Source organism: Parasynechococcus marenigrum WH 8102 (genome assembly GCF_000195975.1).
Taxonomy (GTDB): Bacteria; Cyanobacteriota; Cyanobacteriia; order PCC-6307; family Cyanobiaceae; genus Parasynechococcus; species Parasynechococcus marisnigri.
The window spans coordinates 2030568-2057240 of the sequence record NC_005070.1 but is presented as its reverse complement, the minus strand read 5'-3'; the positions used below and the strand labels follow the sequence as shown (position 1 = coordinate 2057240).

The following is a 26673-nucleotide window of genomic DNA, read 5'->3' as shown; positions in this document are numbered from 1 at the left end:
ACGATGGACTCCCGTGCCCTGCTGATCGGAAACAGCCGCTGGCACTGGGCCACCCAGCGAGGAGAGCGCTGGAGTTTTGACCATGCCGCGCCTGATCCGCGGTGGATCGACACCACCAACCTGATCTGGGCGGCCGTGGGAGAGGTGCCGGCAGCTCTGGAGGGCGCCCAGGAGTCCCGACTACAACTTGAGAATGTGCCCCTGGAGGGTTGTCCGCCCTGGCTGGGTGTCGATCGTGCCCTCGGGGCCTGGGGTGCCTGGCGACGCCAACGTTTCCAAGGCGGTGACCTGGATCAGGGGCTGTTGCTGGCCGATGCCGGCACCGTTCTCAGCCTCACTCTGCTCGACGCCCATGGCCGCTTTCGCGGCGGCCGTCTGATGCCTGGATTGCGGTTGCAGCTTCAGTCGATGGCATCGGGGACGGCCTTGCTGCCCTCCGTGGCTCGTCAACAGCGAACCGATGATCTGTTCCCCAGCGGCACCGCAGAGGCGATGTGCCAAGGGGTGATGCAGGGACTGGCAGCTGCCGTTGTGGACGCTTACCAAAACAGTGGGGCGTGCCTCTGGATCTGTGGTGGCGACGCCCCCTGGCTGGAGCAGGAGCTGACCCGTCGGGGTGTATCAGCTCAGACGAATCAAAACCTGCAGCTGCAGGCCATGGTCGACTTGATCCCTGTGATCAAGCCAGTTCCAGGTCGCTGAGGATGGTGTCAGCCATGGTGGCGGACTTCACCTTCAGGTAAATCCTCTCGAGCTTGCCATCCGCATCCACAACGAAGGTGTGGCGCATCATGCCCATGTACTCACGGCCCATGAACTTTTTCAGCCCGTAACTCTCGTAGCTACTGGCGACCTCACAAGGTTCCACATCGGTCAGAAGCGTGAAGGGAAGCTCATGCTTGCTGATGAATTTGGTGTGGGACGTGGCGTTGTCCTTGCTGATGCCCAGCACCTTGATGCCGTGCTGTTCAAAGCGATCCCAGCGATCACGGAAATTGCAGGCTTCTTTGGTGCAGCCAGGGGTGTCGTCTTTGGGATAGAAGTAGATGACGACCCGTTGTCCTCGCAACGACGACAGCTGTACAAGGTCGCCGTCCTGATTGGGGAGCGAGAAATCGGGTGCCGGATCGCCGATCTGGAGAGCCACTGGAGCCGCCGCTGCTTGGGAGCCGAAGCGTAACGGCACTGTGGCTGATCCCGGAACATCAGGATCTCCCGTCCGATGTGGAACTCTCGCCTGTGGAAGCGGGTTGGATGGATGGCATGGCCATGTCTCGGGCCGTTGCGTTCCGCCGCTCCCGGCTCTGGATGCGGCGCTGCCTCGCCGACTGCTTCGAGGTTGATCCAGCCACGGTGCCGTTGCAGGCACCACCGGGCGAGCCGCCGACCTTGGCCGATGGCTGGGGCTGCCTGAGTCTCAGTCATTGCTGCGATGCGGTGTTGGTGGCCTGGTCTCCCGATGCTGTGGGTGTGGATCTGGAACGCTGCGATCGTTGTTTCCCGGCGGCAGCGTTGGCGGATCGTTTTTATTGCGCTGAGGATCGACGCGAGCTCGACGGTTTGGCAGGAGAAACACTGCGAATGGCGGTGCTGAAGCAGTGGGTGGCGAAGGAAGCGCTGATCAAGATGCAACGCGGCAGCCTGGCATTGGATCTGAGCCGTTGGCGTTGTGGTGCTGATGCTTGCCAGGGTCTTCATCCTGATCTGGAGCATCCCGTACCTGTCCATCGCCTGCAGCTGGAGGGCTGGCTGATGGCAGTTGCAGGCGCTGCAGGACAGGTTGGTCCGATCTGCCTAGCTTGAAATATCTGTTGTTTTGGCTGTTGTGATGGCCCAGCAGCCGTGGACGCATTCGCTGGCGACCCTGATGGCAGCCACCCCGTTGGTGGTCATCGGAGCGTTGGGCCTGACGTCTGATCCGCGGCCATCCATGACGCCGGGCAGCTGGGAGACGACAGGGGGCTCACGAATCCGGTTGACGGAACAGTTGGCCGAGCGCGAAATCGAACTGGATCAGCGGCGCGATGCCCAGCTGTTGATGAAGGAGTTCATCCGTGGCCAGATGGCACGTCATTACTGGGGAGGTTTTTCGCCATCGCTGGCTGATCTCGGGCTGACGGTTCCGCAGCGCCTAGACACCCGTGTGGATCGCGATCGATTGACGACCACTTTGAATGTGATGCCCCGGCGCGGTTCTGAAGCATTCCTGGCGGGGGTCGAACGACGAGGGGGTCGGTTGACCAGTTGGTCTTGTCGCGGCCGGAAAGATCAGATCAGCGAGCGCAACCATAAAAGATGTCCGGAAGGGTGGACATTGCTCGATGTCAAGCAGCTCGAATGACCGAAATCGAAGCCTGCATGGTCCAAGTCGGTAGGGGATATGGGCCCCATGCTGCGGTCGTAAATCCCATAGCTGCTCAACGATTAAGTGCTTGCGGGCGGGCTGGTTTTTATGTGCTGTTTTTTATCTTCGGGATTAGTGTTGAATTCAGTTTATAGCTTTAGTTCTCGTCTGTGTTCAATCGCCTTGCTACTGGCCTAGCAGCAGCTGCTTCCTTGGTTTTGATGGCTGCTCCTCCATCTTTCCCGCAGCGCCTTGTTCGTTGGAACACAGGAGGTGCTGCTTGGATAAGCAATTCACATGTGTTCAAGCATTTTTTAGAGACAGGTGAGATCGCTGACCGCTCTTTTTTTGCCAGTGTAAGGAACTCTGGATGGACAGCAGATGAAATTCGTTTCGGCATGAAAAAGGTTTATATTGTTGACGTTGCAAGAGTTGCTCGATATTTGTACAGTCGAGAAGGTATAGATTTTCTTTCAAAGCAGACTTATTCTTATTACCCTCCCAATGGTGCGAATGATTCTGCGGTTTTCGCTATGCGTTCGGCCATAATTAAGGCCTCGACTGGTGGCAAGCTTTCTTCGGTTGGAATTATTAATAACCTACCTGTTGACTTCCGATTGACTGGTGATGGTTTAGTGATTTGTGCTCCTGAAAAGGTTGACAAAAAACAAGCTGCATCCCTTTTGACTTGGTACATATTCCTGCCTGCTTGTATCGTAAGGGATGTGGCTGCATATTGATGGCTTGCTAGATGAAGTCAAGAATCCCGGTTAATTCTCATGTTGTATCTGTGTTTGTGAGGAATTATGCCCGCTCAGTTTGGGGGCTCAATACTCGATGCTCTGTTGTTGGCTGACTTCGCTTCCCTGCGAGTAGCTGATGCCGCATCGGCAACCGCAGACCCTCTGACCCAAGTCCTTCCAGGGTTGTTCGCAGCAGCTGCAGTGGTTCCGGTTGGATGCTGCCGAGCATGCGCCGGTAATCAGAGTCATTGGCCAGCCATCGCTCAGCCAACGACTTGCCCCCAGGCAATGTCAGCACCTCGTCCCATTGATCGGTGTTCAGGCTCCAGCCCTGCTCCTCCAGCGGCTGAGTCTGGATCTGGAGCTGTTGCAGCCAGCTTTGTTCCTGCTCAACCAACTGGGACAGGGAGGTCTCGGCAATGTGTGATGCGCTGAGGGCACCTGCAGGTCCACACCCAGCACAGCTGATCAGCAGACGCAGGCTGGCGTTGCTGTCGGCATGGTCCGTCAAGGTCTGAGCCAGCTCGGTCCAGTCTGTCTCCAGCAGATCCACCGTGCCCAGTCGCCCGCCGATCCAATCAAAAACCTGATCGGATGGCAGCGCGTCGAACCCATCCAAGAGCTGAGGCTGCCGCTCCGGTTCCAGCAGGTCGATCTGTGCCGCCAGTCGCTGGCGATCGTCAGGGCTTGGACAGATCAGGGTGACGCCCCCTTCCGGCACCTGGCGCAATGGATCCAGCGCCCAGAGCAGGGAATGGCAGCCCAGTAGCAACACCCGGTCCTGGCGCTGCCAGCTCACTCCCGCCCAGAGCCGTCGTCGCAGTAGGTGCAGACGTTCGCCCTCCTGTCCCAACTGCCGCTGAATCCAGCGTTCCATCGCCGGACTGTCGGGACCACTGCTTAGTAGCAATGGCTGCTCCGATGCCAGTTCAGCCGCCGCTGCCAGCTGTGCGGCACGGCGCTCGGCCATGCGCTCCCGGCGTTCCCCCTCCCAGCCCAGTTGGCCTGGCTGCCAGAACACTTCCCCTTGCAGTGCCGTGGGTAGGTACTGCTGTTCCACCCAATGCTCGGCATAGGCATGGGGGTAGCGGTAACCGACGCCATCGCCGAAGGAATCACCATCGCGATTGGCGTCCCGCAGATGGCTGGGCACGTCCTGACGGTTCGCCTCTCGCACACTCTTGAGGGCGTCGAAGAAGCCCAGCACGCTGTTGCTTTTCTCGGTCCCCGCCAGGTAGAGGGCGGCCTGGGCCAGGGGATACAGGCCTTCCGGCAGGCCGACCCGCTCGAAGGCTGCGGCGCAGGCTTCCACCACCACGATGGCCTGGGGATCGGCCAGGCCGATGTCCTCCCCCGCAGCAATCAACATCCGCCGGAAGATGAAGCGGGGGTTTTCTCCGGCCTCCACCATCCGTGACAGCCAGAACAGGGCGGCATCGGCGTCGGACCCCCTCAGAGACTTGATGAAGGCGCTGATGGTGTCGTAGTGAGCATCGCCCTGCTTGTCGTAGAGCACTGCCCGCTGCTGGATCGATTCCTCCGCGATCGCCAGGTTGATTTGGATCACTCCATCGGGCTCCGGCTCGGAGCTTTCCACCGCCAGTTCCAGGGCATTGAGCAGGCTGCGGGCATCGCCCCCTGCCACATCCACCAGATGAGCAGCTGCGTCCGGAGTCACCGTCACCCGACGGGTGCCGTACCCCCGTTCCTCATCGTTGAGGGCACGCTGCAACAGCTGATGCAGATCATCCGGCTCTAGCGGCAGCAGCCGGAACAGGCGTGAGCGGCTCACGAGTGCTTTGTTGACTTCGAAATAGGGGTTCTCGGTGGTGGCGCCGATCAGGGTCACCGTCCCGTTCTCCACCCAAGGCAACAGGGCATCCTGTTGCGCACTGTTGAAGCGGTGCACCTCGTCGATGAACAGGATCGAGCGCAGGCCATGGCGTTCGAGGCGAAGCTTGGCGGCGTCCACTTCTGCGCGCAGGTCCTTCACGCCAGCGAGCACGGCGTTGAGGCTGCTGAAGTGAGCCCGCGTGTGGTTCGCAACAATCCGCGCCAGGGTCGTCTTGCCCACACCAGGTGGGCCATGCAGGATCAGGTTGCCGACCCGGTCAGCTTTGATGGCCCGCCTCAGCAGGCGTCCCTGGGCCAGGATCCCTTGCTGACCTTCGAATTCCTCCAGGGTGCGTGGACGCATGCGGTCGGCCAGGGGGGCCTGCTGCCGACGCCGCTGTTCTCCCTGATAGGTAAAGAGGTCCTGACTCAAGGAATCGGCATCGACGGTCCCAATAGAGCACTTCTCGCGGGGATACTGCATCCCCGTGACTTTCGGCACATAATCCGGCCAAAGGCCTGAACTCTGTGCGTCATCCGCAGCGACTGCTTCTTTCCCTTGCCGCTCTGGTCACCGTCAGTTCTTGTAAGGGAGAAGCCCCCAAGCAGCCGCCGCCGCCGAAGGTTCAGGCCGTGTCCACCCAGATGGCGGATTTCACTGAAGGCGTCGACACCGTCAGCACGCTTGAGGCCAGCAATCTGGTGGAACTGGCAGCTCAGTCGGGTGGTCGGATCCTTGAGCTGAAGATCAAGCAGGGCGATGAAGTCGATCCCGGTCAGCTGCTGGTGGTGCTGGATCAGGCTCAGCAGCAGGCCAGGTTGGCGGAGGACAAGGCTAAATCCGAGACGGCGCGCGCGAACTACGAGCGCTATCAATACCTCTCCAAAACCGGTGCCGCGTCTCAAAAGGAGCTGGATCGCTACCGCACCCAGTACATCGCTGCGATGGAAACGGTGAAGTCCACAGAAGCCACCTTGAGCTACAACAACTTGCGGTCTCCTTCTTCAGGGACTGTGGCAGATGTCACCGTCAAGCTGGGTGACGTGATCCAGACGGGCCAGGTGTTCACCAGCCTCGTGCAGAACAACGAGCTTGAAGCCCGCGTGGAAGTGCCTGCGGTGTACTCCAATCGTCTGGCCCTCGGACAGCCGGTGTTGCTCAGTGCTCCTGGCAGCGAGAACGTGATCGCCACAGGCAAGGTTGATTCGATTGATCCCCGGGTCAACAAAAAGACCCAGGGGTTGCTGGTGAAAGCGGTATTCCCCAATGAAGACGGCAAGCTGCGCGATGGCCAGCGCCTGCGCACTCGGGTACAGATCAATGCGCAACAAGAGCTGTCGGTTCCCTTTGCAGCGGTGACGCAGACCTCTGGACAGAGCTTTGTGTTCCGACTCGGCACGTTTGAGGAGCTCAAAGAGAACCCCGGTAAGGCTGATCTGGAGAAGCTTGAGAATGGAATCAAGGCGGGCAAATTGCCGGCTGATGCCCAGTTCGCTCTGCAGACCCCCGTCACGGTGGGCGAACTCGAAAATCAGCTTTACCCGATCACCAAAGGGCTTGAGGCCAATCAGAAGGTGGCCACCACCAATCTGCTCAACCTGAAACACGGCATGCCCGTGCAGGTGCAACCCGCCAAGGCGAACTGAGGTTGAACGATGTCTGCTTCCAATAACTTCATCACCAGGCCGGTTCTCAGCACGGTCTGCAGTCTGTTGATTGTGATCGTCGGGTTGATCGCAATCCCGATCCTGCCGATCGAAAACCTGCCTGATATCGCACCTCCCACGGTGAAGGTGCAGTCCACCTACGTGGGCGCTGATGCGGTAGCTGTGGAACAGGGTGTGACCTCCGTGCTCGAGCAGCAGATCAACGGGGTCGAGAACATGGACTTCATCACCTCCAACAGTTCGTCGGATGGTGTGAGTTCGATCTCGGTGTCGTTTGAAAGCGGCACCGACGGCAACATCAACCAGGTGAATGTGCAGAACCGCGTTTCCCTGGCAGAGCCCCAGTTGCCTGAAGAGGTGCGCAAATCGGGTGTGACGGTCAACAAGGCCTCCAACTCGATTCTGCTCGTTTACAACTTCGTCAACGAAGATCCCTCCAAAACTGAATACTCAGTGGAGACGATCAGTGGATATCTCGATAAAAACCTCACCGACAATGTCAAGCGCGTCAAAGGCGTTGGTGATGTTACTTATTTCGGCAACAGGAAGATCGCCTTCCGCCTCTGGCTGGATCCGGAAAAACTGACGGCCAACAACCTTTCGGCCACGGATGTTGTCCAACAGTTGAAAAGCCAGAACCGCCTCGTTCCTGCCGGCAAAATCGGCGGTGCACCGGCTCCGGAAGGTCAGGAATACACCTTCACGGTGCAGCTGCAGGGTCGTCTCACCACCGTTCAGGAATTTGAAAACATCGTTCTACGCACGACGGATGCCGGAGGTTTGGTTCGCCTGAAGGATGTGGGCCGTGTGGAGCTCGGTGGTGAGACCTATGGCATCGACGCTATGGATCTCAAAGGCACCCCTTCCGTCGGTATCGCCATTTATCAGCTTTCCGGCAGTAACGCCATTGAGGTGTCCAACGGTGTGAAGGATGTGCTCGATGTATTCGAGAAAACTTTGCCGGTGGGCCTCGGTGTTCAGAAGATCTACGACACCACGGACTTCATCAACCAGTCGATCAAGGGTGTGACCAACTCCCTGCGGGATGCCGTAATCCTGGTGGTGCTGATCCTGTTCCTGTTCCTGCAGAACTGGAAAGCCACCCTGGTTCCTGCCATTGCCATCCCGGTGGCCCTCATCGGCACCTTTGCCCTGGTGCTGGCCTTCGGTTTCTCGCTCAACCAGCTCACCCTGTTTGGCCTGGTGCTGGCCACAGGTTTGGTGGTGGATGACGCCATCACCGTGGTGGAAGACACCTCAGCCAAAAAGGCCGAGGGGATGACGTCCGTGCAGGCGGCCATGGAAACCATGGATGAACTGTTCGGAGCTGTGATCGCCACCTCCCTGGTGAAGATGGCCGTGTTCCTGCCGGTGCTGTTCTTCCCGGGTGCCACCGGCACGATCTACAAGCAGTTCGCCGCCACGATCCTTTTTTCGATCGGCATCTCAACCTTCAACGCCCTCACCTTCTCGCCGATGCTTTCGGCCTTGTTGCTTTCTCGTGAAACGAAGGAGCTCAGCCGCAATCAGTACGCCACAGCGGGCGTTGTTCTTGGCTTCATGTACGGCCTGCTCAGTGCGGGCAATGGGGCCGCAGCTGCCCTGATCCCAACCGTGATCGGTGCCGTGATCGGTTTCATTGCCGGCAAGATCACAGGCCTGCCTCTGCGTCTTCCCTTCACTGCCGGTGGCGCTGCAGTGGGTGTGGTCACCACCGGGGTGATCTTCAGCAACCCGATTCCAGTGGTGCTGTTCACCGCCATCGGCCTGGTGGTGGGCTACTTCGTTCCGGTCATCTTCAGCAATTTCAACCGCTTCTATGGCGGTTTTGAGAAGCGCTATGCATCCATCTTGGATGCGGTGTTGAAGGCCCGTCCAATCGGGATGGCGGCATTGGCGGCAGGCATCCTGCTCACTGGCTTTGCCTTCACCCATATCCCCGGCGGCTTCGTGCCGATCGAAGACCAGGGCTATGCCATCGGCTTTGTGCAGGCGCCCGATGGCGTGTCGAATGAGAAGACCCTGGCGATCAACCGCCAGGTGGCCGACGTGCTGCGTTCGGAAGAAGACATCGCCTCAGCCGCTCTGTTCAGCGGCGCCAGCCTCGATGGCAACGCTCCCAACAAGGGCCTGTTCTTCATCGGCATGAATCATTGGGACGAGCGCCCGGGCAACGATCACACGGTGGGTGCTGTGGTGAAACGGCTCAACGCCAAGATGTACAGCGCTATCGATGCCGGGCGGGTGTTCGTGGTGGAGCCCCCCTCGATCCCCGGTTATGGAACCGGTGGTGGCTTTGAGTTCCAGCTGCTTGACCAAAGCAGCGGTGCTTACACGCTGAATGAATTCTTTGGCACGGCGCAGCAGATCATGCAGGCCGGTAACGCCAACCCCGTGCTGAACCGCGTTTACTCGTTGTTCTCACCTCAGGCTCCGCAGTACAAGATCGATGTGGATCGTGAGCAGATGGCATCTCTCGGGGTGGACTTCGGGTCCGCCATGTCGGCCTTCAGCGTCAATTTTGGTGGTGCCTACGTCAACGACACCTTCCAAGAGGGCAAGGTGCGGCGGGTCTACGTGCAGGCCGACGAAGTGAGTCGGGCCACTCCCCAGCGACTCTCTGCCATCTATGTGCCCAATTCCCAGGGTGAGCAGGTGCCGCTTTCGGAGTTCTTCACGGTTAAACAAACCGTGGGGCCCAGCGTGATCCCCCACTTCAATCTCTACCGATCGATCAAGATCGAGGGCACGCCTAATGAAGGCAACAGCTCCGGCCAGGCGATCGGAGCGATGAAGCAGATCTTCAATACCGGCAGCTACCAGGGCCTCGGCTTCGATTGGACCGGCATCTCCCGTGAAGAGGTGAAAGCTGGTTCCCTGGCTGTGGTGATTTTTGCTCTGGGCATCCTGGCGGTGTTCCTGGTGCTGTCGGCCCAGTACGAGAGCTACTCCGATCCGATCATCATCCTGCTGACGGTTCCTACCGCCTTGCTTGGCGCTCTGGTGTTCCTTGGCGGGGCCGGCCAGGTGCTCAACATCTACGCCCAGGTGGGCCTGGTGATGCTGATTGGTCTGGCGGGCGGCAACGCGATTCTGATCGTCGACCTGGCCAACCAGAAGATGGGTGAAGGGGAGTCGGCGCTGGAGGCCGCCAAGTTCTCAGCCAAGTCGCGTCTGCGTCCGATCCTGATGACGGCGATTTCCTCACTTACCGGCTTCCTTCCGCTGATGCTGGCCAGTGGTGCTGGTGCCCAGAGCCAGTCGTCTCTGGGTCTGGTGGTGTTCGGTGGTCTGCTGGTGGCGACCTTCCTCTCCACCCTTGTGGTGCCTGTGTTCTATGTGGTGTTGAAGTCGCTGCTGGGTCAGGCCGATGCCAAGCCACAGGACGATGCTCCCAGCCCAACTGCCCAGCCGAGCTGATGTCAGAGCAGAAGTCCGACCTGAATCAGAGCAAGCCCTTCAGTGGGATGCGTGTTCTGGTGGCTATCGCCATCGGCTGTTCCTTGGGCGCTGCGGTGGCGTATTTCCTCAAGGTGCTGATTGATAACACCCCTGCGGAGATTGACCTACGTCGCTTGCGGCTCTTCTATCTGATGGTGATTACCTCGGGGGGCCTTGGTGGTTTTGCCATCGAAGCCACCCGTCAATTGCAAGAAGAGGCAACGGATCCGCTTTATCGCCAGAAGAATCCTTATCGCGGCCGGCGACCTCTTTGACTTGAACCCATCAAAAAAGCCACCCCGAGGGGTGGCTTTTGCATGACAGGAGTTGATGGAACTGTTTCAGCTCCTCAGGTGATCACGGTGGGCCGATCCATGCCGGTGCGCTGCTTGATCTCCGCCAGTTCATTGATGGCGCTGATCATGTCGGCCAGAGCGACCTGGGGATCCTGGTTGAGATCACCGCTGCTCGGTACATAACTCTCCAGATAGACGCGGATCGTGGCGCCCTTGGTGCCGGTGCCCGAGAGGCGCACCATCACGCGGCTGCCATCCTCCAGCAGGATGCGCAGGCCCTGGCCCTTGGTCACAGAGCCATCAACGGGATCGGTGTAGCTGAAGTTGTCGGCTGCGCTGACGCTGCGGCCAGCGAAGCTCTGCCCCACCAGACCAGGGAGCATGCCCTCGAGGCGGTGGAACAGCCCATGGGCTGCGTCGCTGGCGACGGCTTCGTAGTCGTGGCGAGAGTAGTAGTGGCGGCCGAAGCGCTTCCAATGCTCAGCCATGATCTCGGCGACGCTGCAGCGGCGCTCGGCCAGGATCTGCAGCCAGAACAGAACAGCCCAGAGGCCATCCTTTTCACGCACGTGGTTGCTGCCGGTGCCGAAGCTCTCTTCACCGCAGAGCGTGATTTTGCCGGCATCCAGCAGATTGCCGAAGAACTTCCAGCCGGTGGGGGTCTCGTAGCAGTCGATGCCCAGTTCCTTGGCCACCACATCCACGGCAGAGCTGGTGGGCATCGAGCGGGCCACGCCAGCCAAACCATCGGCATAGGCCGGTGCCACCGTGGCGTTGGCTGTGAGCACCGCCAGGCTGTCGCTGGGGTTTACGAAGCAGTGCTGCCCCAGGATCATGTTGCGGTCACCATCGCCGTCGCAGGCGGCCCCGAAGCGGAACTCCTCCCCGTCGAGCAGAAGTTCGGCCAGCTCGTGGGCGTAGGTGAGGTTGGGGTCGGGGTGGCCGCCGCCGAAGTCCTCCAGAGGAACGCCGTTGCGGACGCTGCCGGCAGGAGCGCCGAGGATCTCTTCCAACAGGCGAGTGGCGTAGGGGCCAGTGACCGCATGCATCGCATCAAACGCCAGCGGGAAGTCGCTGCGGATCAGCTCCCGGATCCGATCAAAGTCGAACAGCTGTTGCATCAGAGCCACGAAGTCGTCGACGCCGTCGATCACCTCCACCTGCATGGCGCCGATGCTGTAGCTGCCGGGGGTATCGATGGCGATGGCCGCGGCATCAACGATCGTGTATTGCTCCAAGGTCTTGGTGCACTCGAACACCGCATCGGTGAACGAGGCCGGGGTCGGGCCACCGTTGGCGCCATTCACCTTGACGCCGAAGTCTCCATTGGGGCCGCCAGGGTTGTGGCTTGCCGAGAGGATGATGCCGCCGATGGCCTGACGCTGGCGAATCAGGTTCGAGGCCGCCGGGGTGGAGAGGATGCCGCCGGTGGTGACGATCACCTTGCTGAGGCCGTGGGCCGCGCCCATGCGCAGGATCACGTCGATGGCACGGCGGTTGCCGTAACGGCCGTCACCTCCCAACACCAGCGTGCCCCCTTGAACACCGGGCAAGGTGCGGAATACGGCTTCCACAAAGCTCTCCAGATAGTTCGCTTGCTCGAACTGCTGGCTGCTTTTGCGCAAACCGGATGTGCCGGGTTTCTGATCCGTGAAAGGTGCGTCCAGGCGCACCAGGCGCAGGGTCGGTTCCGCGGGGGCCGAGGTGGTCATCGCAACGGACGGGACTCTCTGCGGAACGTAAACACAGAAATCGGCTTCCACCGTGTTGGGTACGACCAGTTGCTGTCGTTACCTGTGGTGGTCAGCCGAGCCGGGGTTGCCATCGTGCGGAAGCGAATCGCCCTCCACTCACCATGGGACGTCACCCATCCCGGTTCCAAGGCCCTCAGCGACAATCAGAAGGCTTTGCTGGAGGAGTTTCGCAACAAGGTTGAGTCGAGGATCAGCAGCCACGGCCTGACGGCTGCCGATGTACAGAGCTTTGTGGATGAGATCAAAAAGCACCCAAAGGTGAGTGCAGCATTGCTGAAGGAAATCCGCGCTGAAGTGAGCAAGCTGATGCAGGGTCAGCGCTTCAGCTTCGACTTCGACTAATCACGACTGGGTCGGTGCAACCGGTTTGGGTTTCTTCGGTTTGGCCGGTTTGGCACAGATCCGCGTGATCCTCCGTGCAGGTTCGTCGATGGCGTCGCGACGTTTGTAGTCGTTACTCGGCGCCACTCTGGCCTGCTCCAACAGACTCCAGACCACGTCTTTGCAGACTCCAGGCAGCAAAGGGTGATCCATTAGGGGGTCAGCCAGAGACCGTGCGCGATCGCAGGTTTCCTTGGTGTTCTCCCTGGAACAGTCAAAAGCGGCGCTCTGAACGGCACGCAATTGATCCTTGCTTGGCCAGGTTGGTGGCGTGCCGGCAGCTTGAGCTGGCAGAGACAGTGCCAGCAACAGCAGCAGCCGAGTGGAGATGAAGTGGCTCATGGCGGCATTGTGGCTGGAACTGGATGTTGGAGGCGTTTTCACAACAAAAAGCCCCCACCGATTGGTGAGGGCTTTCCGATTCAGTTGATCTGAATCGCTTGTTCTATTCCCGAGGGAACAGGTTGATTCCAGATCAACCGATGGCAGGAGCCTGCAGAGCCACAGGAGTGGACTCAGCAGCAGCCAGGTCGAGGGGGAAGTTGTGAGCGTTGCGCTCGTGCATCACTTCCATGCCGAGGCCGGCACGGTTCAACACGTCGGCCCAGGTGTTCAGGACGCGGCCCTGACCATCAAGGATGGACTGGTTGAAGTTGAAGCCGTTCAGGTTGAAGGCCATGGTTGACACGCCCAGGGCGGTGAACCAGATACCGACAACAGGCCAGGCAGCCAGGAAGAAGTGGAGGCTACGGCTGTTGTTGAAGGAGGCGTATTGGAAGATCAGGCGACCGAAGTAACCGTGGGCAGCCACGATGTTGTAAGTCTCTTCCTCTTGGCCAAACTTGTAGCCGTAGTTCTGGGACTCGGTCTCGGTGGTTTCACGCACCAGGGAGGAGGTCACCAGGGAGCCGTGCATGGCGGAGAACAAGGAGCCACCGAACACACCTGCAACACCCAGCATGTGGAAGGGGTGCATCAGGATGTTGTGCTCAGCCTGGAACACCAGCATGTAGTTGAACGTGCCGGAGATGCCCAGGGGCATGGCGTCAGAGAAGGAGCCCTGACCGAAGGGGTAGACCAGGAAGACTGCAGAGGCAGCAGCGACAGGTGCGCTGTAGGCGACGCAGATCCAGGGGCGCATGCCCAGGCGGTAGGAGAGTTCCCACTCACGACCCATGTAGGCGTAGATGCCGATCAGGAAGTGGAAGACGACGAGCTGGAAAGGACCGCCGTTGTACAGCCACTCATCGAGAGAAGCGGCTTCCCAGATGGGATAGAAGTGCAGGCCGATGGCGTTGCTGGAAGGAACAACAGCACCGGAGATGATGTTGTTGCCGTAGATCAGGGAGCCAGCGACAGGCTCGCGGATGCCATCGATGTCAACCGGAGGAGCGGCGACGAAAGCGATGACGAAGCAGATGGTGGCAGCCAGCAGGGTGGGGATCATCAGCACACCGAACCAACCGACATAAAGACGGTTGTTGGTGGAGGTGACCCACTCGCAGAAGGCCTGCCAGCTGGAAGCGCCGGAGCGCTGCTGGAGGGTGGTGGTCATGAGAACGGAAAGGAGTGTTCCCGAAGGAACGGTTTAAGGAAGGGCAGGTGTGCCCTGCCTCACGCCAATGTAACGGAAGGTTGAGAGGTGTGTTCGCCCGTTTACAAAGCAAATGTGAAGGATGGTTGAGCGCCGTTCGTCATCGCGCTTGTTAGCGTCCAAAAGGCCCTGCAGCAGCTGCGTTGTCCCCAAATCAGGAACGGGTGCTGCTGGTGCGGCTGCCCTGCAATCCAATTTTTCCGATCGGTCCGATCTACCTGGCGGACCATCTCCACAAGTGCTTTCCCGGGATGCCGCAGCGCATCCTTGATCTAGCGGCACTGCCAGTTCTTGACGTTCAGAGGGTGCTGATCTCCACCGTGGATCAGTTCCGCCCCACGCTCCTGGTGTTCTCCTGGCGGGACATTCAGATCTACGCACCGGTCGACGGCCGTGGCGGCAACCCCCTTCAGAACTCCTTCGAAGTTTTTTACGCCCGCAATCCGCTCAAGCGCCTGCACGGTGCCCTGGGTGGACTGCGGCTGATGACCAGTCATTACGGAGAGTTGTTCCGTAATCAAGGTTTGGTGCGATCCGGTCTTCGCCAGGCCCGTCGCCACCATCCAGCCGCTCGCGCCGTGCTGGGGGGTGGCGCCGTCAGCGTGTTCTACGAGCAGTTGAGCAAGTCGCTGCCGAAGGGCACGATCGTCTCCATCGGCGAGGGGGAGCCTCTGCTCGAGAAGTTGATTCAGGGTGACTCCCTGGACGGAGAGCGTTGTTTTGTGGTCGGAGCAGCGCCACGGCCTGGGTTGATCCACGAACAGCCGGAAAGTCGACCCAAAACGGCCTGCAATTACGACTACATCGCTTCGATCTGGCCTCAGCTCGATTGGTATCTCGAGGGCGGCGACTTCTACGTGGGCGTTCAGACCAAACGCGGCTGCCCTCACAACTGTTGTTACTGCGTTTACACCGTGGTGGAGGGGAAGCAGGTGCGCCTCAACCCGGTGGAGGAGGTGGTGAAGGAGATGCGCCAGCTCTACGACCGTGGCGTCCGTGGCTTCTGGTTCACCGATGCACAGTTCATCCCGGCACGTCGCTACATCGAGGATGCCAAGGACCTATTGAGAGCCATCAAAGCCGAGGGGCTGACGGGGATCCGTTGGGCTGCCTACATCCGCGCCGACAACCTTGACCCCGAGCTTGCCCAGCTCATGGTGGAGACGGGCATGAGTTACTTCGAGATCGGCATCACGTCCGGCTCCCAGGAACTCGTTCGCAAAATGCGCATGGGTTACAACCTCCGCACTGTGCTCGACAGTTGCCGGATGCTCGCGGATGCCGGCTTCCAGGATCACGTGTCGGTGAACTACTCGTTCAACGTGATCGATGAACGGCCCGAAACCATCCGCCAGACCGTGGCCTACCACCGTGAGCTGGAATCGATTTTCGGATCGGATCGCGTGGAGCCGGCAATTTTCTTCATCGGCCTGCAGCCCCATACCCATCTGGAGCAATACGGCTTTGATCAAGGCTTGATCAAGCCCGGATACAACCCAATGAGCATGATGCCGTGGACGGCTCGAAAGCTGCTCTGGAATCCGGAACCGATGGGCAGCACCTTTGGACGGGTCTGCCTCGAGGCCTTTGACCAAAATCCGGCGGATTTCGGCCGTACGGTCATGTCCCTGCTCGAGCGTGATTACGGCTCAGCACCGCTTCAGGATGCGTTGCGTGCCCCCGTCTCCGGCCGTGCTGCTCTGGCGACAGCGGTGAGTTGAACACCAAGCAGCAGCAATAGACCGCCGATGCCCATCAGTCCTCCAAGGGGATTCGGGGATAGTCCACCCGGGCCCACCAACCAGGCTGGGGCGTCCGGTGACAGCTGCATCAGACCGCTCTGAATCAGAAACCAGCCACCAACCAAGCCTCCATGGAGGCCAACGCATCCCCAGAGGGATCCGCCATCCAGCCGGCGTTGCAGGGCCAGAGCCATCCCCAGCAAAAACAAGCCGATCAACAGTCCCAGCATCGGCCCCACGCCAAGGTTGAACCGGGTGTGTACCAGGCTGAACACCAGCGCCTGGATTAGCAGGGCTGCTGGGGGACTGATCAGTTCGTTGAGTTCCCGCCACAGCCAGGCCCGGAAGATCAGTTCTTCCGCCAACCCCACACCCAGGATCAGCAGCAGAGCATTGATGACGCGGTCCAGGGTGCACTCTCCAATCCAGTGGCCCCAGCTGCCCAGAAGGATCGGCAGCAAGACGATGCCCAGCAGGATCAGGGCCAAGGACAAGCCGCCGAACAGTGCCGCAATCAGGGCCTTTCGATCCGGGCAACCACGTCTGCTCAGTCCAAGGGTTGCCCAGCCGTTGGACGATGTCCATCGCAGCCGCGCCCAGCAGGGAAGCAGGCCAACCAACAGCAAAAAGCTGATCAGGGTGCCGATCAGGGCCTGGCGTTCCGCGGGCACCCCAAGGGGAATCAGCGGCCATGTCAGAAGCCAGCCGACTGCATACAACGTTGGAATCAGCAGCAGCGCAGGAAGCCATGACGGCTTCCGTTGAATGCACTGATCCCGCAACCTGAGCAGGGATCTGATCAGGTTTCCGGCTCGATGGTGCTGGTGAGCCCCTTGGCTTTCAGGGTTTCGCAATAGAACTCTGCCGGCTCAAGGTCACACACGATCACAAGGCCGACACCCGTGTTGTGAGCTTCGATCATCACGGCCATGGCGTCCTGTTCACTCAGCTGTGGCACCACCTGACGCAAGGTGGTCACCACATATTCCATGGTGTTCACAGGGTCGTTATGCAGCAGCACCTTGTAGCGAGGCGACTGTTTACGCACCCGCTCGGGTGCCTTTTCCATAACCGCCGCTCCACCGGGGGAACGGGTGGGTGTGTCCACCGCCATGGCCATGGTGTTCGGCAGATTCAAATCTAAAGGAAATCGTTGCACGACTTGCTCAGAGGGCCTTGATTCGGGCCATAGCAGCATCCACGTTGGCGCGGCTGTTGAAGGCGGACAGTCGGAAGTAGCCCTCACCTGAGGCGCCGAAGCCACTGCCAGGGGTTCCTACCACGTTGGCCTTGTTCAACAGGTGGTCAAAGAAACCCCAGGAATCCATGCCTTCGGGGGTCTTGATCCAGACATAAGGCGCATGCTCGCCCCCGTAAATGGTGAGACCCGCTCCACTGAGTTCGCGGCGAATGATGGCGGCGTTCTCCATGTAGAAGTTCACCAGACCCTTCACTTCCGCCTGGCCCGCATCGGAATACACCGCTTCCGCACCGCGCTGGATGATGTAGCTGACGCCATTGAACTTGGTGCTCTGGCGGCGATTCCACAGACCCCAAAGTTCGACAGCCTCGCCGTTGGATGCAGTGCCCTTGAGTCCCTTGGGGACCACGGTGAAGGCGCAACGGGTGCCGGTGAAGCCAGCGTTTTTAGAAAAGGAGCGGAATTCGATCGCGCACTCCCGTGCTCCTTCGATTTCAAAGATCGAGTGGGGCAGGCTCGGGTCCTGGATGAACGCCTCGTAAGCGGCATCAAACAGGATCAGAGAGCCGTTGCTGCGGGCGTAATCCACCCAGGCTTTCAGCTGTCCCTTGGTGGCCACTGCTCCGGTGGGGTTGTTGGGGAAGCAGAGGTAAATCAGATCCACGGGCTCGCTGGGGATCTGGGCGGCGAATCCGTTGTCGGCGCTGATCGGGAGATAGGTCAGCCCCCCGTAGCGGCCTTCCTCTCCCGCTTCACCGGTGCGGCCCGCCATCACGTTGGTGTCCACATACACGGGATACACCGGATCGGTTACAGCGATGCGGTTGCCTTCGCCGAGGATGTCGAGGATGTTGCTGCTGTCGCATTTGGAGCCGTCGGAGACGAAGATCTCTTCGGCGCTGATGTCGCAGCCGCGGGCCTGGAAGTCGTGCTTGGCAATGGCCTCCCGCAGCCAGCCGTAGCCCTGTTCGGGGCCATAACCGTGGAATCCTTCGGCCGTGCCCATCGCATCGATGGCGGTTTTCATCGCTTCGCGGCAGGCCAGCGGCAGCGGTTCGGTCACATCGCCGATGCCCAGCCGGATCAGTGCGGCGTCAGGGTTGGCGGCGCTGAAGGCTTTGACCCGACGGCCGATTTCCGGGAACAGGTAGCCCGCTTTGAGCTTGAGGTAATTGCCGTTGACCTGCACCACGGAACCGAAGGGGTTTCTGCGGGGGCATCCTGCCCTGTCGACCGCTCCATACGATGCAGTCAGGTGTGAGGACATCCGTCGTGGTCGTGTCTGCCCCGGATCACCCGGTTGATTTTCACCAGCTGGTCGACAGCAGCATCAACAAACCTGCCCGCTACATGGGCCATGAGCTTGGTGTGGAGCCGCGGGATTGGCAGGCGGCTCAGGTGCGTTGGGCGCTCACCTATCCCGAGATCTACGAGGTGGGCTCCAGCAACCTGGGCCACATCATTCTCTATTCCATCCTTAATGCGGTTCCCGGTCAGCTCTGTGATCGGGCTTATCTGCCGGCGGCTGATCTGGCGGCTCGTCTGCGGGAGCAGGAGCAGGCCCTCTTCGGCGTTGAAAGCCGGAGACCGTTGCCTGCGTTTGACATCCTCGGCTTCAGCCTGAGTTACGAACTGGGCGCCACCAACATCCTGGAGATGCTGGATCTGTGCCGGGTGCCGTTACGGGCGTCGGATCGTGGTGATCTGCCTCTCAATGATCCAGCGGCACCTCCCTTGATCTTTGCCGGAGGCCCCACGGCCACGAGCAATCCAGAGCCCTATGCCCCGTTCTTCGATTTCATCGCCTTGGGGGATGGTGAGGAACTGCTGCCCGAGATCGGGCTGGTAGTGGCTCAGGCCAAGGCCGATGCCCTGACCCGGTCTCAACTGTTGCGGGATCTGGCTCAGGTGCCCGGGGTTTACGTGCCGTCGCTCTACGCGACGGGCGACGACGGCGTCACATTGCAGCCGCTGTATTCGGACCTCCCCCGGCGGGTGCTGCGTCGGGTGGCGACCCCGATGCCCCACTACGCCATGGGCCTGGTGCCGCATGTGGAGACGGTGCACGATCGGCTCACTGTGGAGATTCGTCGCGGTTGCACCCGCGGCTGCCGCTTCTGTCAGCCCGGGATGCTCACCAGACCGGCACGGGATGTGGAGCCTGAAGCGGTGATCGAAGCCGTGGAGAACGGCATGAAACAGACGGGCTACAGCGACTTCTCGCTGCTGTCGCTCAGTTGCAGCGATTACCTGGCTCTGCCGGCGGTGGGGGTGGAGCTGCGCAACCGTCTGGCGGATCAGAACGTGACCTTGCAGCTGCCCAGTCAGCGGGTGGACCGGTTTGACGACGACATCGCACACATCCTTGGTGGAACCCGCCAGGCCGGACTCACCTTCGCGCCTGAAGCCGGCACACAGCGCCTGCGCGACATCGTTAACAAGGGTCTGACCGACGACGATCTGCTCCATGGCATCCGCACCGCCATGGAGAACGGCTACCGCAAGGTGAAGCTGTATTTCATGATCGGCCTGCCGGGTGAGACGGATGCCGACGTTCTCGGCATCGCCGACACCTGCGTGATGCTTCAGCAGCGCTGCCGTGATCTGGGCCGGCTGAACCTCAACATCACCATCAGCAATTTCACGCCCAAGCCCCATACGCCGTTTCAGTGGCACAGCGTGTCGACGGACGAATTCCTGAGGCGTCAGGACTTACTGCGTGGGTCCTTTCAACGCTTGCGCGGGTTGAAGGTGAATTTCACCGACGCGCGGCTGTCGGCGATGGAGGATTTTGTGGGTCGCAGCGATCGACGCGTGGCCTCGGTAATCGAGGCCGCCTGGCGTGCGGGTGCGGGGATGGATGCCTGGTTTGAATCCCTCGATCGCACCTATGCCGCCTGGACCGGTGCCATCGCTGCAGCAGGCCTTGAGGGGCGTTATCGCCAGATGGAGGTGGGTGGTTGGAGTGCGGTGACGGCCCTGGATCGGCAAGACCTCGACAGCTTCTGCGCTCAACCGTTGCCCTGGGATCACATCGACACCGGCATCGACAAAGGTTGGTTGGCGGAGGATCTGAAGCGGGCTCTGGCGGCGGCGGTGGTGCCGGACTGCTCCTTTGACGGTTGCAGTAGCTGTGGCGTTTGTGGGCCGGACCTTGGCCACAACGTGGTGGTGCCACCTCCTGTGGTGCCAACGCAGTTGCCAAGCCAGGCGCCCGCCAGTGAGCGGGTCTGCCGGTTGCGGATCCGTTTTGCCAAGACAGGGTCTATGGCTCTGCTCAGTCATCTCGACTTGATGCGGATGCTGGAGCGGGCCCTGCGCCGCAGTGCCCTGCCGATCAGCTTCACCGGTGGATTTCATCCGTTGCCGCGGATTCAGATCGCCCTGGCGCTGCCGCTGGGTGCGGAAGCAGATGGCGAGTGGATGGATCTGGAGTTCACCAGCCCCATTGCGGGTGAGCAGTTGCTGAAGACACTGCAGGCGCTTCTGCCCGACGGCATGGCTTTGCTTTCAGCGGACGAGGTGCCGGTGAATGGCAAGAGCCTCTCTCAGAACATCACCTGTGCCGTTTGGAGTTTCGACCTTCAGCTGGAGCAGGAGGCCCATCCCCGCTGGTTGGTTGCCGTTGAGGGCCTCATGGCTGCTGAGCAATTGATCTGGCACGACACGGACAAAAAGGGTCGCCCCCGGGAGCGGGACTGCCGACCAGCCCTGCGCCAGTTGGTGCTGGTCGGCCCTGCGGATGGCCAGCGGGTGCGGTTGCGGCTCGAGGCCACTGTGGATTCGATGGGCCGCAGCATCCGGCCGTCTCAAATCCAGCATTGGCTTGAGGCTCAGCTTGGTGCGCCGCTGCATCTGCACAATCTGCGTCGAGACGAGTTGCAGTTGGCTGAGTGCTAATTTGAATACAGAACAGGTGGCACTTCTGTCACGTCCTGTTCCGGTCTTGCCTGATCCGAATTCGGATATCGAGGTCCATCGCTCGAGCGAAGGTCCGCACAGAACCAAACTCCCTCGAGCTCGTTCCAGAGGAGTTTCGACTCCGCAACATTTCCGGCCTTATTGGCCCATCCATCCCTAACCACCCCTGCAGTGCGGCGGATGCCGACTGATGGGATTTGAGCCTCGCGCGGGCTTGCCACGTCCATTTATGCCCCAGCAAATTGTCATCGCGGAGCAGCTGCGCATCGCGGCTGTGCTCACCGATGAACGAGTTGATGAACTGATCGTTGCCCAGGGTCGTTACCAGATCGGTGACGTTTACCTCGGCACCGTTGAGAACGTTCTCCCCGGCATTGATGCAGCCTTCGTCAACATTGGAGAAAGCGAAAAGAATGGGTTCATCCACGTCACGGATCTGGGCCCACTGCGCCTGAAGAAAGGCTCTGCCGGCATCACCGAATTGCTGGAACCGCGGCAGAAGGTTTTGGTGCAGGTGATGAAGGAGCCAACCGGCACCAAGGGGCCGCGACTTACCGGAAATCTGGCGCTCCCCGGGCGCTATCTGGTGTTGCAGCCCCATGGTCAGGGGGTGAACATCTCGCGCCGGATCAGCTCTGAGGCGGAACGCAATCGTCTGCGGGCTCTGGGTGTGCTGATCAAGCCGCCTGGAGCCGGGTTGCTGATCCGCACAGAAGCCGATGGCATTGCTGAAGATCAGCTGATTGATGATCTCGAATCCCTTCTGCGGCAGTGGGAAGCGATCCAACAGGCTGCCGAGACCGCAGCTCCTCCAGTGCTGCTCAATCGGGACGAGGATTTCATTAACAGGATCCTGCGGGATCACACCAGCACCGACTTGGTTCGAGTGGTGGTGGATGAGCCTGCCGCCGTCGCCCGCGTCAGCAGTTTTCTAGGCGCCGAGGCGGACAAGGTGCTGGTTGAGGCCCACAGCGAGCCAAGCGAGCTGTTGGAGCACTTCAAGGTCAACGCCGCCATCCGTGACGCCCTGAAGCCTCGGGTCGACCTGCCTTCCGGCGGGTACGTGATCATCGAACCGACAGAGGCTCTCACCGTCATTGACGTGAACTCGGGCTCCTTCACCCGGTCTGCCAATGCACGGGAGACCGTGCTGTGGACCAATTGTGAGGCGGCCATCGAGATCGCCCGCCAGCTGAAGCTACGCAATATCGGCGGCGTGATCATCATCGATTTCATCGATATGGATTCCCGTCGGGATCAGCTGCAGCTGCTGGAGCACTTCACCACGGCGGTTCGGGATGACGCTGCTCGGCCGCAGATTGCCCAGTTGACTGAGCTTGGTCTGGTGGAACTGACCCGCAAGCGCCAGGGCCAGAACATCTACGAGCTCTTCGGTCGTGCCTGCCCCAGCTGCGGCGGTCTTGGGCACGTGGCGGTTCTGCCCGGCAAGGATCTGCTGCAGCCTCTGGCGACGGCGACCGGTCTGGTGCGGTCGGCAGCATCGGCCCGCGCTGAGGTGGCCCCTCCTTCGGAGACTTCCGGCAATGGGCGACGGCGTCGCGGCGGTCGAGGTCGTGCCGCCCAGGACAACCTGCCTGTGCTGAGCGACACCGATGCAACCGAGGCTCCAGAGGTCTCCACGGAGGAGGCACAGGAACCGGCCCTTGCCCGCCGCCAGGATCCTGAGTTGGTGGCGGTGCCCATGACACCGGAGCAGGAGGAGGTGTACGGAACCCTGGGCCTCAACCCGATTCTGTTGCTGGATGAGCCGCCTGAATCCGAGAATGTGATGGTGCGGGTGGTCCGGCCGGGAGAAGACGCCGATGCCGTGCTCGAGCAGGCTCGCCAGCAGTTGGCGGCCACCGCTGGCCGCCGCCGCCGGCGTGGTGGCCGCGGTGGCCGTGGCTCCTCCCGGGGCAACAGCGGCGCTTCATCACCAGCTCCGCTCGATGCGTCTGAGGTGGTTGTGGCGGAACCACCCGTGGTTGAAGAGCAGCCGTTGATGGTGGAGATCACACCGCTCGAGGCCGATCAGTCTGTGGTGCTGGATGAGGTGCCGCCATTGCCTGAGCCCACGCCGGCTGTCGTTGTTGATGGGTCTGAAGCCACCGCTGAAGACACGGAATCCGAGGAACCCCGCCGTCGCCGGCGTCGGTCTTCGGCCTCAGCCTCTCCTGATTGATTCCATCCCCTGCCACCGCGGTGTCGCCGGGGTGGATGAAGTGGGACGGGGCTGCCTGTTTGGCCCCGTCTTTGCTGGGGCTGTTGTGTTGGAGGCTGCCAACGCCAGCCGTCTTCAGCAGGAGGGGCTCACAGACAGCAAACGGTTGTCCGCACGCCGGCGAGGGGACTTGGTACCGTTGATTGAACATGAGGCAGAAGCCTGGGGGCTGGGCCAGTCGTCAACCCGAGAGATCGACCGCCTTGGGATCCGTCCTGCCACCGAGTTGGCCATGCTGAGGGCGCTGCAGCGGCTACCGAATCGGCCGGAGCTGGTGTTGGTGGATGGCAATCTGCCTCTGCGCCCATGGACAGGTGAACAGCGCAGCATCGTGGCCGGCGACCAACATTCATTGGCGATCGCTGCTGCCAGCGTGATCGCCAAACAGTGCCGGGATGCATTAATGCAGCGTCTGTCGCAGCGGTTCCCGGGCTATGGCCTGGAACGCCACGCCGGTTACGGCACGGCCCTGCACCGTGCAGCCCTGCTCGATCTCGGACCGTCAGCTCTGCATCGCCGCAGTTTTCTCCGACGCTTTCTGGGGTGACATCAGGGTGGGGCTCTCGCGGCACCAACGCTTGAAGTCTGCGATCAACTGCTGGCCCACGCGCGTCTTGATGCCCAGCAAAATGCCGCCAAGAATCGACTCCCCGGTACTTTCCAGCACGCGGCGGGGAATCAGTCGCAACAGCGGAGGCTGGCTGACCTGAACCGCAAGCCGGGCATCACCACTGAGGCCCTTGCTGTTGCAGCTCAGGCTGGCCTCGAGGGTGAGGTTGAAGTCATCCACGATTCCAAGGCCCTCCAATTCACAGTCGAGGGCGCGCATGTGCATGGTGCCGTCGACGGTCTCGATCTCCAGGGAGACGACGGGCTTCACCTGCAGTTGAAACACCTGAAGCGTGGTGACGGTGTAGCGATAGGTGCCCGGAGCTAAACGGGTCAACTGACGTGGATCCAGCAGGGATGCAATCACCCTGTCCTCCTGCTGGAGATAGTCCGGCAGCAGCTCGCTCTGGCGGTTCACGGGTAGATCAAGTCGCTGGCTGGCACAGAAGGCCAGGGGCATGACCATCTCCCGACAGGGCATGATCCTATCCAGTGTTCTCCCCGCCTCCGATGCCCACCCGCATCGCCTATCTCGGCCCAGCAGGGACCTATGGCGAGCAGGCCAGCCGCGCTTTAGCCGAGTTGGAAGGACTGACGGAGGTGAGCTTTCTGCCCTGTGTTGGACTGCGGGCCGTGGTGGAGTGTCTGGCTCAGGCAGGGGCTGATGCGGCGGTGGTCCCTGTGGAGAACTCGGTGGAGGGTGGTGTCACGGCCACGCTCGATGCGCTCTGGGCCCATTCCGACCTCGGCATCCGCCGCGCTCTCGTGCTGCCGATCCGCCATGCCCTGCTGGGCAGTGGATCGTTGCAGGACGTCACCGAAGTGCTGTCTCACCCTCAGGCCCTGGCGCAGTGTTCCGGCTGGCTGGCAGCTCAGTTGCCTCAGGCGCTGCAACTGCCCACGTCGTCCACCGCTGAGGCGGCGCGAATGGTGGCGGGCAGTCGCTTCCGGGCGGCGATCGCCTCCCGAAAAGCCGGCCTGGAGCACGGACTGGAGGAACTGGCTTATCCGGTGAATGATGTGGCAGGCAACCGCACCCGTTTTCTGCTGTTGCACCGCGGGGAACGGCGCCTGGAGGGGGATGTGGCCAGCCTGGCGTTCTCAATGCATCGCAATGCACCAGGTGCCCTGCTGGAAGCCCTGGCCTGTCTGGCGGAACAGGGGTTGAACATGAGCCGGATTGAATCGCGGCCTTCCAAGCGCGAGTTGGGGGAGTACGTCTTTTTCGTGGATGTGGAACTGCCTGCGCAGCAGCCAGAAGCTCTGAGCACCCTGGTGGCAGCACTGACACCGCTCTGTGAGCACCTGGCGCACTTTGGGGCTTACCCCAGCAGTGAACTGGTCAGCGGCTGAGGCGAAAGACGCCGAACTGCATCAACCCTGTGGCAAAGGCCCAATGCATCAACAGCAGCGTCGGGGTCTCTCGCAGGCCTTGAAGCACTGCTTTGGGACCAAGGCCCAGGACAGCCCAGGGGCGACGGAGGCCTTCGGCGATCGAATCAAACCAGGAGGGAAGGGTGGCCAGAGTCCAGTCGCCGGTACTGATCAGGCCCCGCTGGTGAGGGCTGGCTTCGAGGTTGGCCCGGAAGCCGGAGATGCTGGCGAATTCCGGATGCGCCCATTGATTCAACAACTGCCGCATCACCCAGCGTTCGGTGCTGTTCATGGCGCCATCCTTGGGGGCGCGGCGGTTCCAATCAGCGGCGGCTAAGCAGCCCCCGGGCCGGAGTACCCGCAGCAACTCATCAGCGAAACGCTGCTTGTCTGGCATGTGGGGCCCCGCCTCCACCGTCCACACCGCATCGAATTGCCGATCGGGAAGTTGAAGGTTAAGGGCGTCCATCACTTCAAAGCGACAGCTGAGGCCGGCGGGGGTGAGTTCTGTGGCGCGGCGGATCTGGGCTGGGCTGATGCTCACCCCGAGCACGTCCAAGCCGTAATCCCTGGCCAGGATCCGGGCACTGCCGCCGATGCCGCAACCCACATCCAACACCCGACTGCCTCGAGGTAGTTGGTCGAGCCCGCTCCAGCGCACCAGCTCGTGCACAAAAGCCTCCTTGGCCTGGCGGAAGTCGACAGAACCTGGCGGGTTTCCGTAATGCCCCAGGTGGACATGGTCTCCCCAGAGCCGTTCCAGCAGTTGGTCATCGGTCCAGGCGTCGTAGGCCGCGGCGACGCTGTCTGAGGAGTGGTAGCGGCGATCACGCTGCAACCAGATCAGCAGGGCCGTGGCACCGGCAGCCCCGGTCAGGAGAAGCAGGCCAGCCAACATCAGACGTCTTGCTCCTTGAGATCCATCAGCACTGTTCGGGCCGCCAGTTGGCGACGGGTGTGGTCGAGCATCTCGAATTGACGTTCCAGGCGCTCGTTGGTGTCACTGAGCTCCAGCAGGGTCTGCTGTTCAGGAGCGGCGCGGTTGTCGAGATGGGCTCCGATCCAGAACGACAGCTCCCGCGGCAGATCGGGGAGGTCATCAGGTAGTTCCTCTTGGCGGCCTTGGATCTTGGCCGTAAGTGAAAAGACATCGTTCAAGGCTGAACTGACCTTGTCGCGCAATGCATTGAGCTCGGCGTGGTCTTCGACTGGCTCGTCTTCCATCCAGCTGACCATGGCTGAGCGGAAAGGGGTTTCACGGATGACATTGAGCACGCGGAAACGCTGCTGGCCAAGGGTGACGATGTAGCTGCGCCCATCGTCGGTGGTCTGGTGCTGGAGCACTTCGGCGCAGCAGCCAATCTCGGCCATCTCGCCGTTTTCGGGATTGATTCGCACGATCCCGAACCGTTTATCTGTCTCCAGAACGGTCTGGAGCAGCATCCGATAGCGGGATTCAAAAATATGCAGCGGCAGCAGCTGTTGCGGAAACAGAACGACGTCCGGCAGGGGGAACAGGGGAAGCTCCCTGACGGAAAAATCGGACACGGA

24 protein-coding genes are annotated in these 26673 nt (G+C 60.9%); 13 read left to right on the top strand and 11 right to left on the bottom strand.

Translation table 11 applies throughout. From position 1 onward, the window contains the following. The first annotated feature begins 3 nt into the window (after positions 1-3). Positions 4-702: a type III pantothenate kinase gene (locus TX72_RS10870; RefSeq protein ID WP_042503893.1), complete on the top strand. Its 699-nt coding sequence runs from the start codon at positions 4-6 to the stop codon at positions 700-702. Here the strand turns inward: TX72_RS10870 and bcp are convergent. Then, the gene (gene bcp / locus TX72_RS10865; protein ID WP_011129017.1) at positions 680-1147 is read right to left on the bottom strand and encodes a thioredoxin-dependent thiol peroxidase; all 468 of its coding nucleotides are present in this window, start codon (positions 1145-1147) and stop codon (positions 680-682) included. The two genes, TX72_RS10870 and bcp, sit on opposite strands and share 23 nt — an antisense overlap. A 77-nt stretch (positions 1148-1224) precedes the next feature. Here bcp and TX72_RS10860 point away from each other — a divergent pair, with 77 nt between their 5' ends. The 3 genes from TX72_RS10860 to TX72_RS14015 all read left to right on the top strand — a co-directional run bounded on the left by TX72_RS10860 (position 1225) and on the right by TX72_RS14015 (position 3084). Next, positions 1225-1803 carry a 4'-phosphopantetheinyl transferase family protein gene (locus TX72_RS10860; RefSeq protein WP_225867701.1) on the top strand — a complete coding sequence of 193 codons (579 nt, stop codon included), beginning with the start codon at positions 1225-1227 and terminating at the stop codon, positions 1801-1803. 25 nt (positions 1804-1828) lie between these two features. Then, on the top strand, positions 1829-2341 hold the full coding sequence (locus TX72_RS10855; protein ID WP_011129015.1) for a hypothetical protein: 513 nt from the start codon (positions 1829-1831) through the stop codon (positions 2339-2341). A 224-nt stretch (positions 2342-2565) separates the two neighbouring features. Next, positions 2566-3084 (top strand): protein phosphatase, encoded by a 519-nt coding sequence (locus TX72_RS14015; RefSeq protein WP_148228818.1) that lies wholly within the window; start codon positions 2566-2568, stop codon positions 3082-3084. A 64-nt stretch (positions 3085-3148) separates the two neighbouring features. Here TX72_RS14015 and TX72_RS10850 read toward each other — a convergent pair whose 3' ends face one another. After that, the gene (locus TX72_RS10850; RefSeq protein WP_011129013.1) at positions 3149-5404 is read right to left on the bottom strand and encodes an AAA family ATPase; all 2256 of its coding nucleotides are present in this window, start codon (positions 5402-5404) and stop codon (positions 3149-3151) included. A gap of 44 nt (positions 5405-5448) precedes the next feature. On the opposite strand from TX72_RS10850, the gene TX72_RS10845 reads away from it, so the two are divergent. Genes TX72_RS10845 through TX72_RS10835 form a run of 3 tightly spaced genes read left to right on the top strand, consistent with a single transcriptional unit; the run spans position 5449 to position 10304 of the window. Then, on the top strand, positions 5449-6567 hold the full coding sequence (locus TX72_RS10845; protein ID WP_042503891.1) for an efflux RND transporter periplasmic adaptor subunit: 1119 nt from the start codon (positions 5449-5451) through the stop codon (positions 6565-6567). A gap of 9 nt (positions 6568-6576) precedes the next feature. Continuing rightward, complete coding sequence (locus TX72_RS10840) at positions 6577-10008, top strand: efflux RND transporter permease subunit (RefSeq protein WP_011129011.1); 3432 nt, start codon at positions 6577-6579, stop codon at positions 10006-10008. Next, positions 10008-10304, top strand: a complete 297-nt coding sequence (locus tag TX72_RS10835) for a hypothetical protein (protein ID WP_011129010.1) — start codon at positions 10008-10010, stop codon at positions 10302-10304. The genes TX72_RS10840 and TX72_RS10835 overlap by 1 nt, the downstream gene beginning before the upstream one ends. 74 nt (positions 10305-10378) lie before the next feature. Here TX72_RS10835 and TX72_RS10830 read toward each other — a convergent pair whose 3' ends face one another. Then, entirely contained in the window at positions 10379-12037 is a 1659-nt protein-coding gene (locus tag TX72_RS10830) for an alpha-D-glucose phosphate-specific phosphoglucomutase (protein ID WP_011129009.1), read from the bottom strand. Between the two features lie 69 nt (positions 12038-12106). On the opposite strand from TX72_RS10830, the gene TX72_RS10825 reads away from it, so the two are divergent. Continuing rightward, positions 12107-12421, top strand: a complete 315-nt coding sequence (locus tag TX72_RS10825; RefSeq protein ID WP_011129008.1) for a hypothetical protein — start codon at positions 12107-12109, stop codon at positions 12419-12421. On the opposite strand, the gene TX72_RS10820 is transcribed toward TX72_RS10825, so the two are convergent. Both TX72_RS10820 and psbA read right to left on the bottom strand, forming a co-directional pair. Further along, the gene (locus tag TX72_RS10820) at positions 12422-12802 is read right to left on the bottom strand and encodes a hypothetical protein (RefSeq protein WP_042503889.1); all 381 of its coding nucleotides are present in this window, start codon (positions 12800-12802) and stop codon (positions 12422-12424) included. A gap of 133 nt (positions 12803-12935) precedes the next feature. Then, positions 12936-14015, bottom strand: a complete 1080-nt coding sequence (psbA, locus tag TX72_RS10815) for a photosystem II reaction center subunit D1 (protein ID WP_011127848.1) — start codon at positions 14013-14015, stop codon at positions 12936-12938. Between the two features lie 182 nt (positions 14016-14197). On the opposite strand from psbA, the gene TX72_RS10810 reads away from it, so the two are divergent. Next, the gene (locus TX72_RS10810) at positions 14198-15775 is read left to right on the top strand and encodes a photosystem II high light acclimation radical SAM protein (protein ID WP_011129006.1); all 1578 of its coding nucleotides are present in this window, start codon (positions 14198-14200) and stop codon (positions 15773-15775) included. On the opposite strand, the gene TX72_RS10805 is transcribed toward TX72_RS10810, so the two are convergent. From TX72_RS10805 to TX72_RS10795, 3 genes are read right to left on the bottom strand one after another with little or no spacing between them, the layout of a single operon-like run. Next, positions 15715-16578 (bottom strand): CPBP family intramembrane glutamic endopeptidase, encoded by an 864-nt coding sequence (locus TX72_RS10805; RefSeq protein WP_011129005.1) that lies wholly within the window; start codon positions 16576-16578, stop codon positions 15715-15717. The two genes, TX72_RS10810 and TX72_RS10805, sit on opposite strands and share 61 nt — an antisense overlap. A gap of 17 nt (positions 16579-16595) precedes the next feature. After that, positions 16596-16916 (bottom strand): ATP-dependent Clp protease adapter ClpS, encoded by a 321-nt coding sequence (clpS, locus tag TX72_RS10800; protein ID WP_011129004.1) that lies wholly within the window; start codon positions 16914-16916, stop codon positions 16596-16598. A gap of 46 nt (positions 16917-16962) precedes the next feature. Then, a complete protein-coding gene (locus TX72_RS10795) occupies positions 16963-18189 on the bottom strand; it encodes an LL-diaminopimelate aminotransferase (RefSeq protein ID WP_011129003.1) in 1227 nt (408 codons plus the stop codon). Between the two features lie 53 nt (positions 18190-18242). On the opposite strand from TX72_RS10795, the gene TX72_RS10790 reads away from it, so the two are divergent. The 3 genes from TX72_RS10790 to TX72_RS10780 all read left to right on the top strand — a co-directional run bounded on the left by TX72_RS10790 (position 18243) and on the right by TX72_RS10780 (position 23686). Beyond that, the gene (locus TX72_RS10790; protein ID WP_042503888.1) at positions 18243-20897 is read left to right on the top strand and encodes a TIGR03960 family B12-binding radical SAM protein; all 2655 of its coding nucleotides are present in this window, start codon (positions 18243-18245) and stop codon (positions 20895-20897) included. Between the two features lie 250 nt (positions 20898-21147). Continuing rightward, entirely contained in the window at positions 21148-23100 is a 1953-nt protein-coding gene (locus tag TX72_RS10785) for an Rne/Rng family ribonuclease (RefSeq protein ID WP_042503885.1), read from the top strand. Beyond that, positions 23012-23686: a ribonuclease HII gene (locus TX72_RS10780; protein WP_052298034.1), complete on the top strand. Its 675-nt coding sequence runs from the start codon at positions 23012-23014 to the stop codon at positions 23684-23686. Before TX72_RS10785 ends, TX72_RS10780 begins: the two co-directional genes overlap by 89 nt. On the opposite strand, the gene TX72_RS10775 is transcribed toward TX72_RS10780, so the two are convergent. Further along, positions 23642-24208 carry a DUF1997 domain-containing protein gene (locus tag TX72_RS10775; RefSeq protein ID WP_011128999.1) on the bottom strand — a complete coding sequence of 189 codons (567 nt, stop codon included), beginning with the start codon at positions 24206-24208 and terminating at the stop codon, positions 23642-23644. The genes TX72_RS10780 and TX72_RS10775 overlap by 45 nt on opposite strands. A gap of 50 nt (positions 24209-24258) precedes the next feature. Between TX72_RS10775 and pheA the strand changes: the two genes are divergently transcribed. Further along, positions 24259-25101, top strand: a complete 843-nt coding sequence (gene pheA, locus TX72_RS10770; RefSeq protein ID WP_011128998.1) for a prephenate dehydratase — start codon at positions 24259-24261, stop codon at positions 25099-25101. Here the strand turns inward: pheA and TX72_RS10765 are convergent. Both TX72_RS10765 and TX72_RS10760 read right to left on the bottom strand, forming a co-directional pair. Continuing rightward, entirely contained in the window at positions 25091-26020 is a 930-nt protein-coding gene (locus tag TX72_RS10765; protein WP_011128997.1) for a methyltransferase domain-containing protein, read from the bottom strand. The genes pheA and TX72_RS10765 overlap by 11 nt on opposite strands. Next, entirely contained in the window at positions 26020-26670 is a 651-nt protein-coding gene (locus TX72_RS10760) for an LON peptidase substrate-binding domain-containing protein (protein WP_011128996.1), read from the bottom strand. The genes TX72_RS10765 and TX72_RS10760 overlap by 1 nt, the downstream gene beginning before the upstream one ends. Between the last annotated feature and the right edge of the window lie 3 nt (positions 26671-26673).

What these genes read in the sequence shown, in the direction of transcription:
- TX72_RS10820 (WP_042503889.1), bottom strand. Translation starts at nt 12,802, where the DNA reads ATGAGCCACTTCATCTCCACTCGGCTGCTGCTGTTGCTGGCACTGTCT.
- TX72_RS10870 (WP_042503893.1), top strand. Translation starts at nt 4, where the DNA reads ATGGACTCCCGTGCCCTGCTGATCGGAAACAGCCGCTGGCACTGGGCC.
- pheA (WP_011128998.1), top strand. Translation starts at nt 24,259, where the DNA reads ATGCCCACCCGCATCGCCTATCTCGGCCCAGCAGGGACCTATGGCGAG.
- TX72_RS10855 (WP_011129015.1), top strand. Translation starts at nt 1,829, where the DNA reads ATGGCCCAGCAGCCGTGGACGCATTCGCTGGCGACCCTGATGGCAGCC.
- TX72_RS10850 (WP_011129013.1), bottom strand. Translation starts at nt 5,404, where the DNA reads ATGCAGTATCCCCGCGAGAAGTGCTCTATTGGGACCGTCGATGCCGAT.
- TX72_RS10790 (WP_042503888.1), top strand. Translation starts at nt 18,243, where the DNA reads ATGCAGTCAGGTGTGAGGACATCCGTCGTGGTCGTGTCTGCCCCGGAT.
- clpS (WP_011129004.1), bottom strand. Translation starts at nt 16,916, where the DNA reads ATGGCCATGGCGGTGGACACACCCACCCGTTCCCCCGGTGGAGCGGCG.
- TX72_RS10785 (WP_042503885.1), top strand. Translation starts at nt 21,148, where the DNA reads ATGCCCCAGCAAATTGTCATCGCGGAGCAGCTGCGCATCGCGGCTGTG.
- TX72_RS10830 (WP_011129009.1), bottom strand. Translation starts at nt 12,037, where the DNA reads ATGACCACCTCGGCCCCCGCGGAACCGACCCTGCGCCTGGTGCGCCTG.
- TX72_RS10840 (WP_011129011.1), top strand. Translation starts at nt 6,577, where the DNA reads ATGTCTGCTTCCAATAACTTCATCACCAGGCCGGTTCTCAGCACGGTC.
- TX72_RS10835 (WP_011129010.1), top strand. Translation starts at nt 10,008, where the DNA reads ATGTCAGAGCAGAAGTCCGACCTGAATCAGAGCAAGCCCTTCAGTGGG.
- psbA (WP_011127848.1), bottom strand. Translation starts at nt 14,015, where the DNA reads ATGACCACCACCCTCCAGCAGCGCTCCGGCGCTTCCAGCTGGCAGGCC.
- TX72_RS14015 (WP_148228818.1), top strand. Translation starts at nt 2,566, where the DNA reads ATGGCTGCTCCTCCATCTTTCCCGCAGCGCCTTGTTCGTTGGAACACA.
- TX72_RS10765 (WP_011128997.1), bottom strand. Translation starts at nt 26,020, where the DNA reads ATGTTGGCTGGCCTGCTTCTCCTGACCGGGGCTGCCGGTGCCACGGCC.
- TX72_RS10775 (WP_011128999.1), bottom strand. Translation starts at nt 24,208, where the DNA reads ATGCCCCTGGCCTTCTGTGCCAGCCAGCGACTTGATCTACCCGTGAAC.
- TX72_RS10780 (WP_052298034.1), top strand. Translation starts at nt 23,012, where the DNA reads ATGGGTCTGAAGCCACCGCTGAAGACACGGAATCCGAGGAACCCCGCC.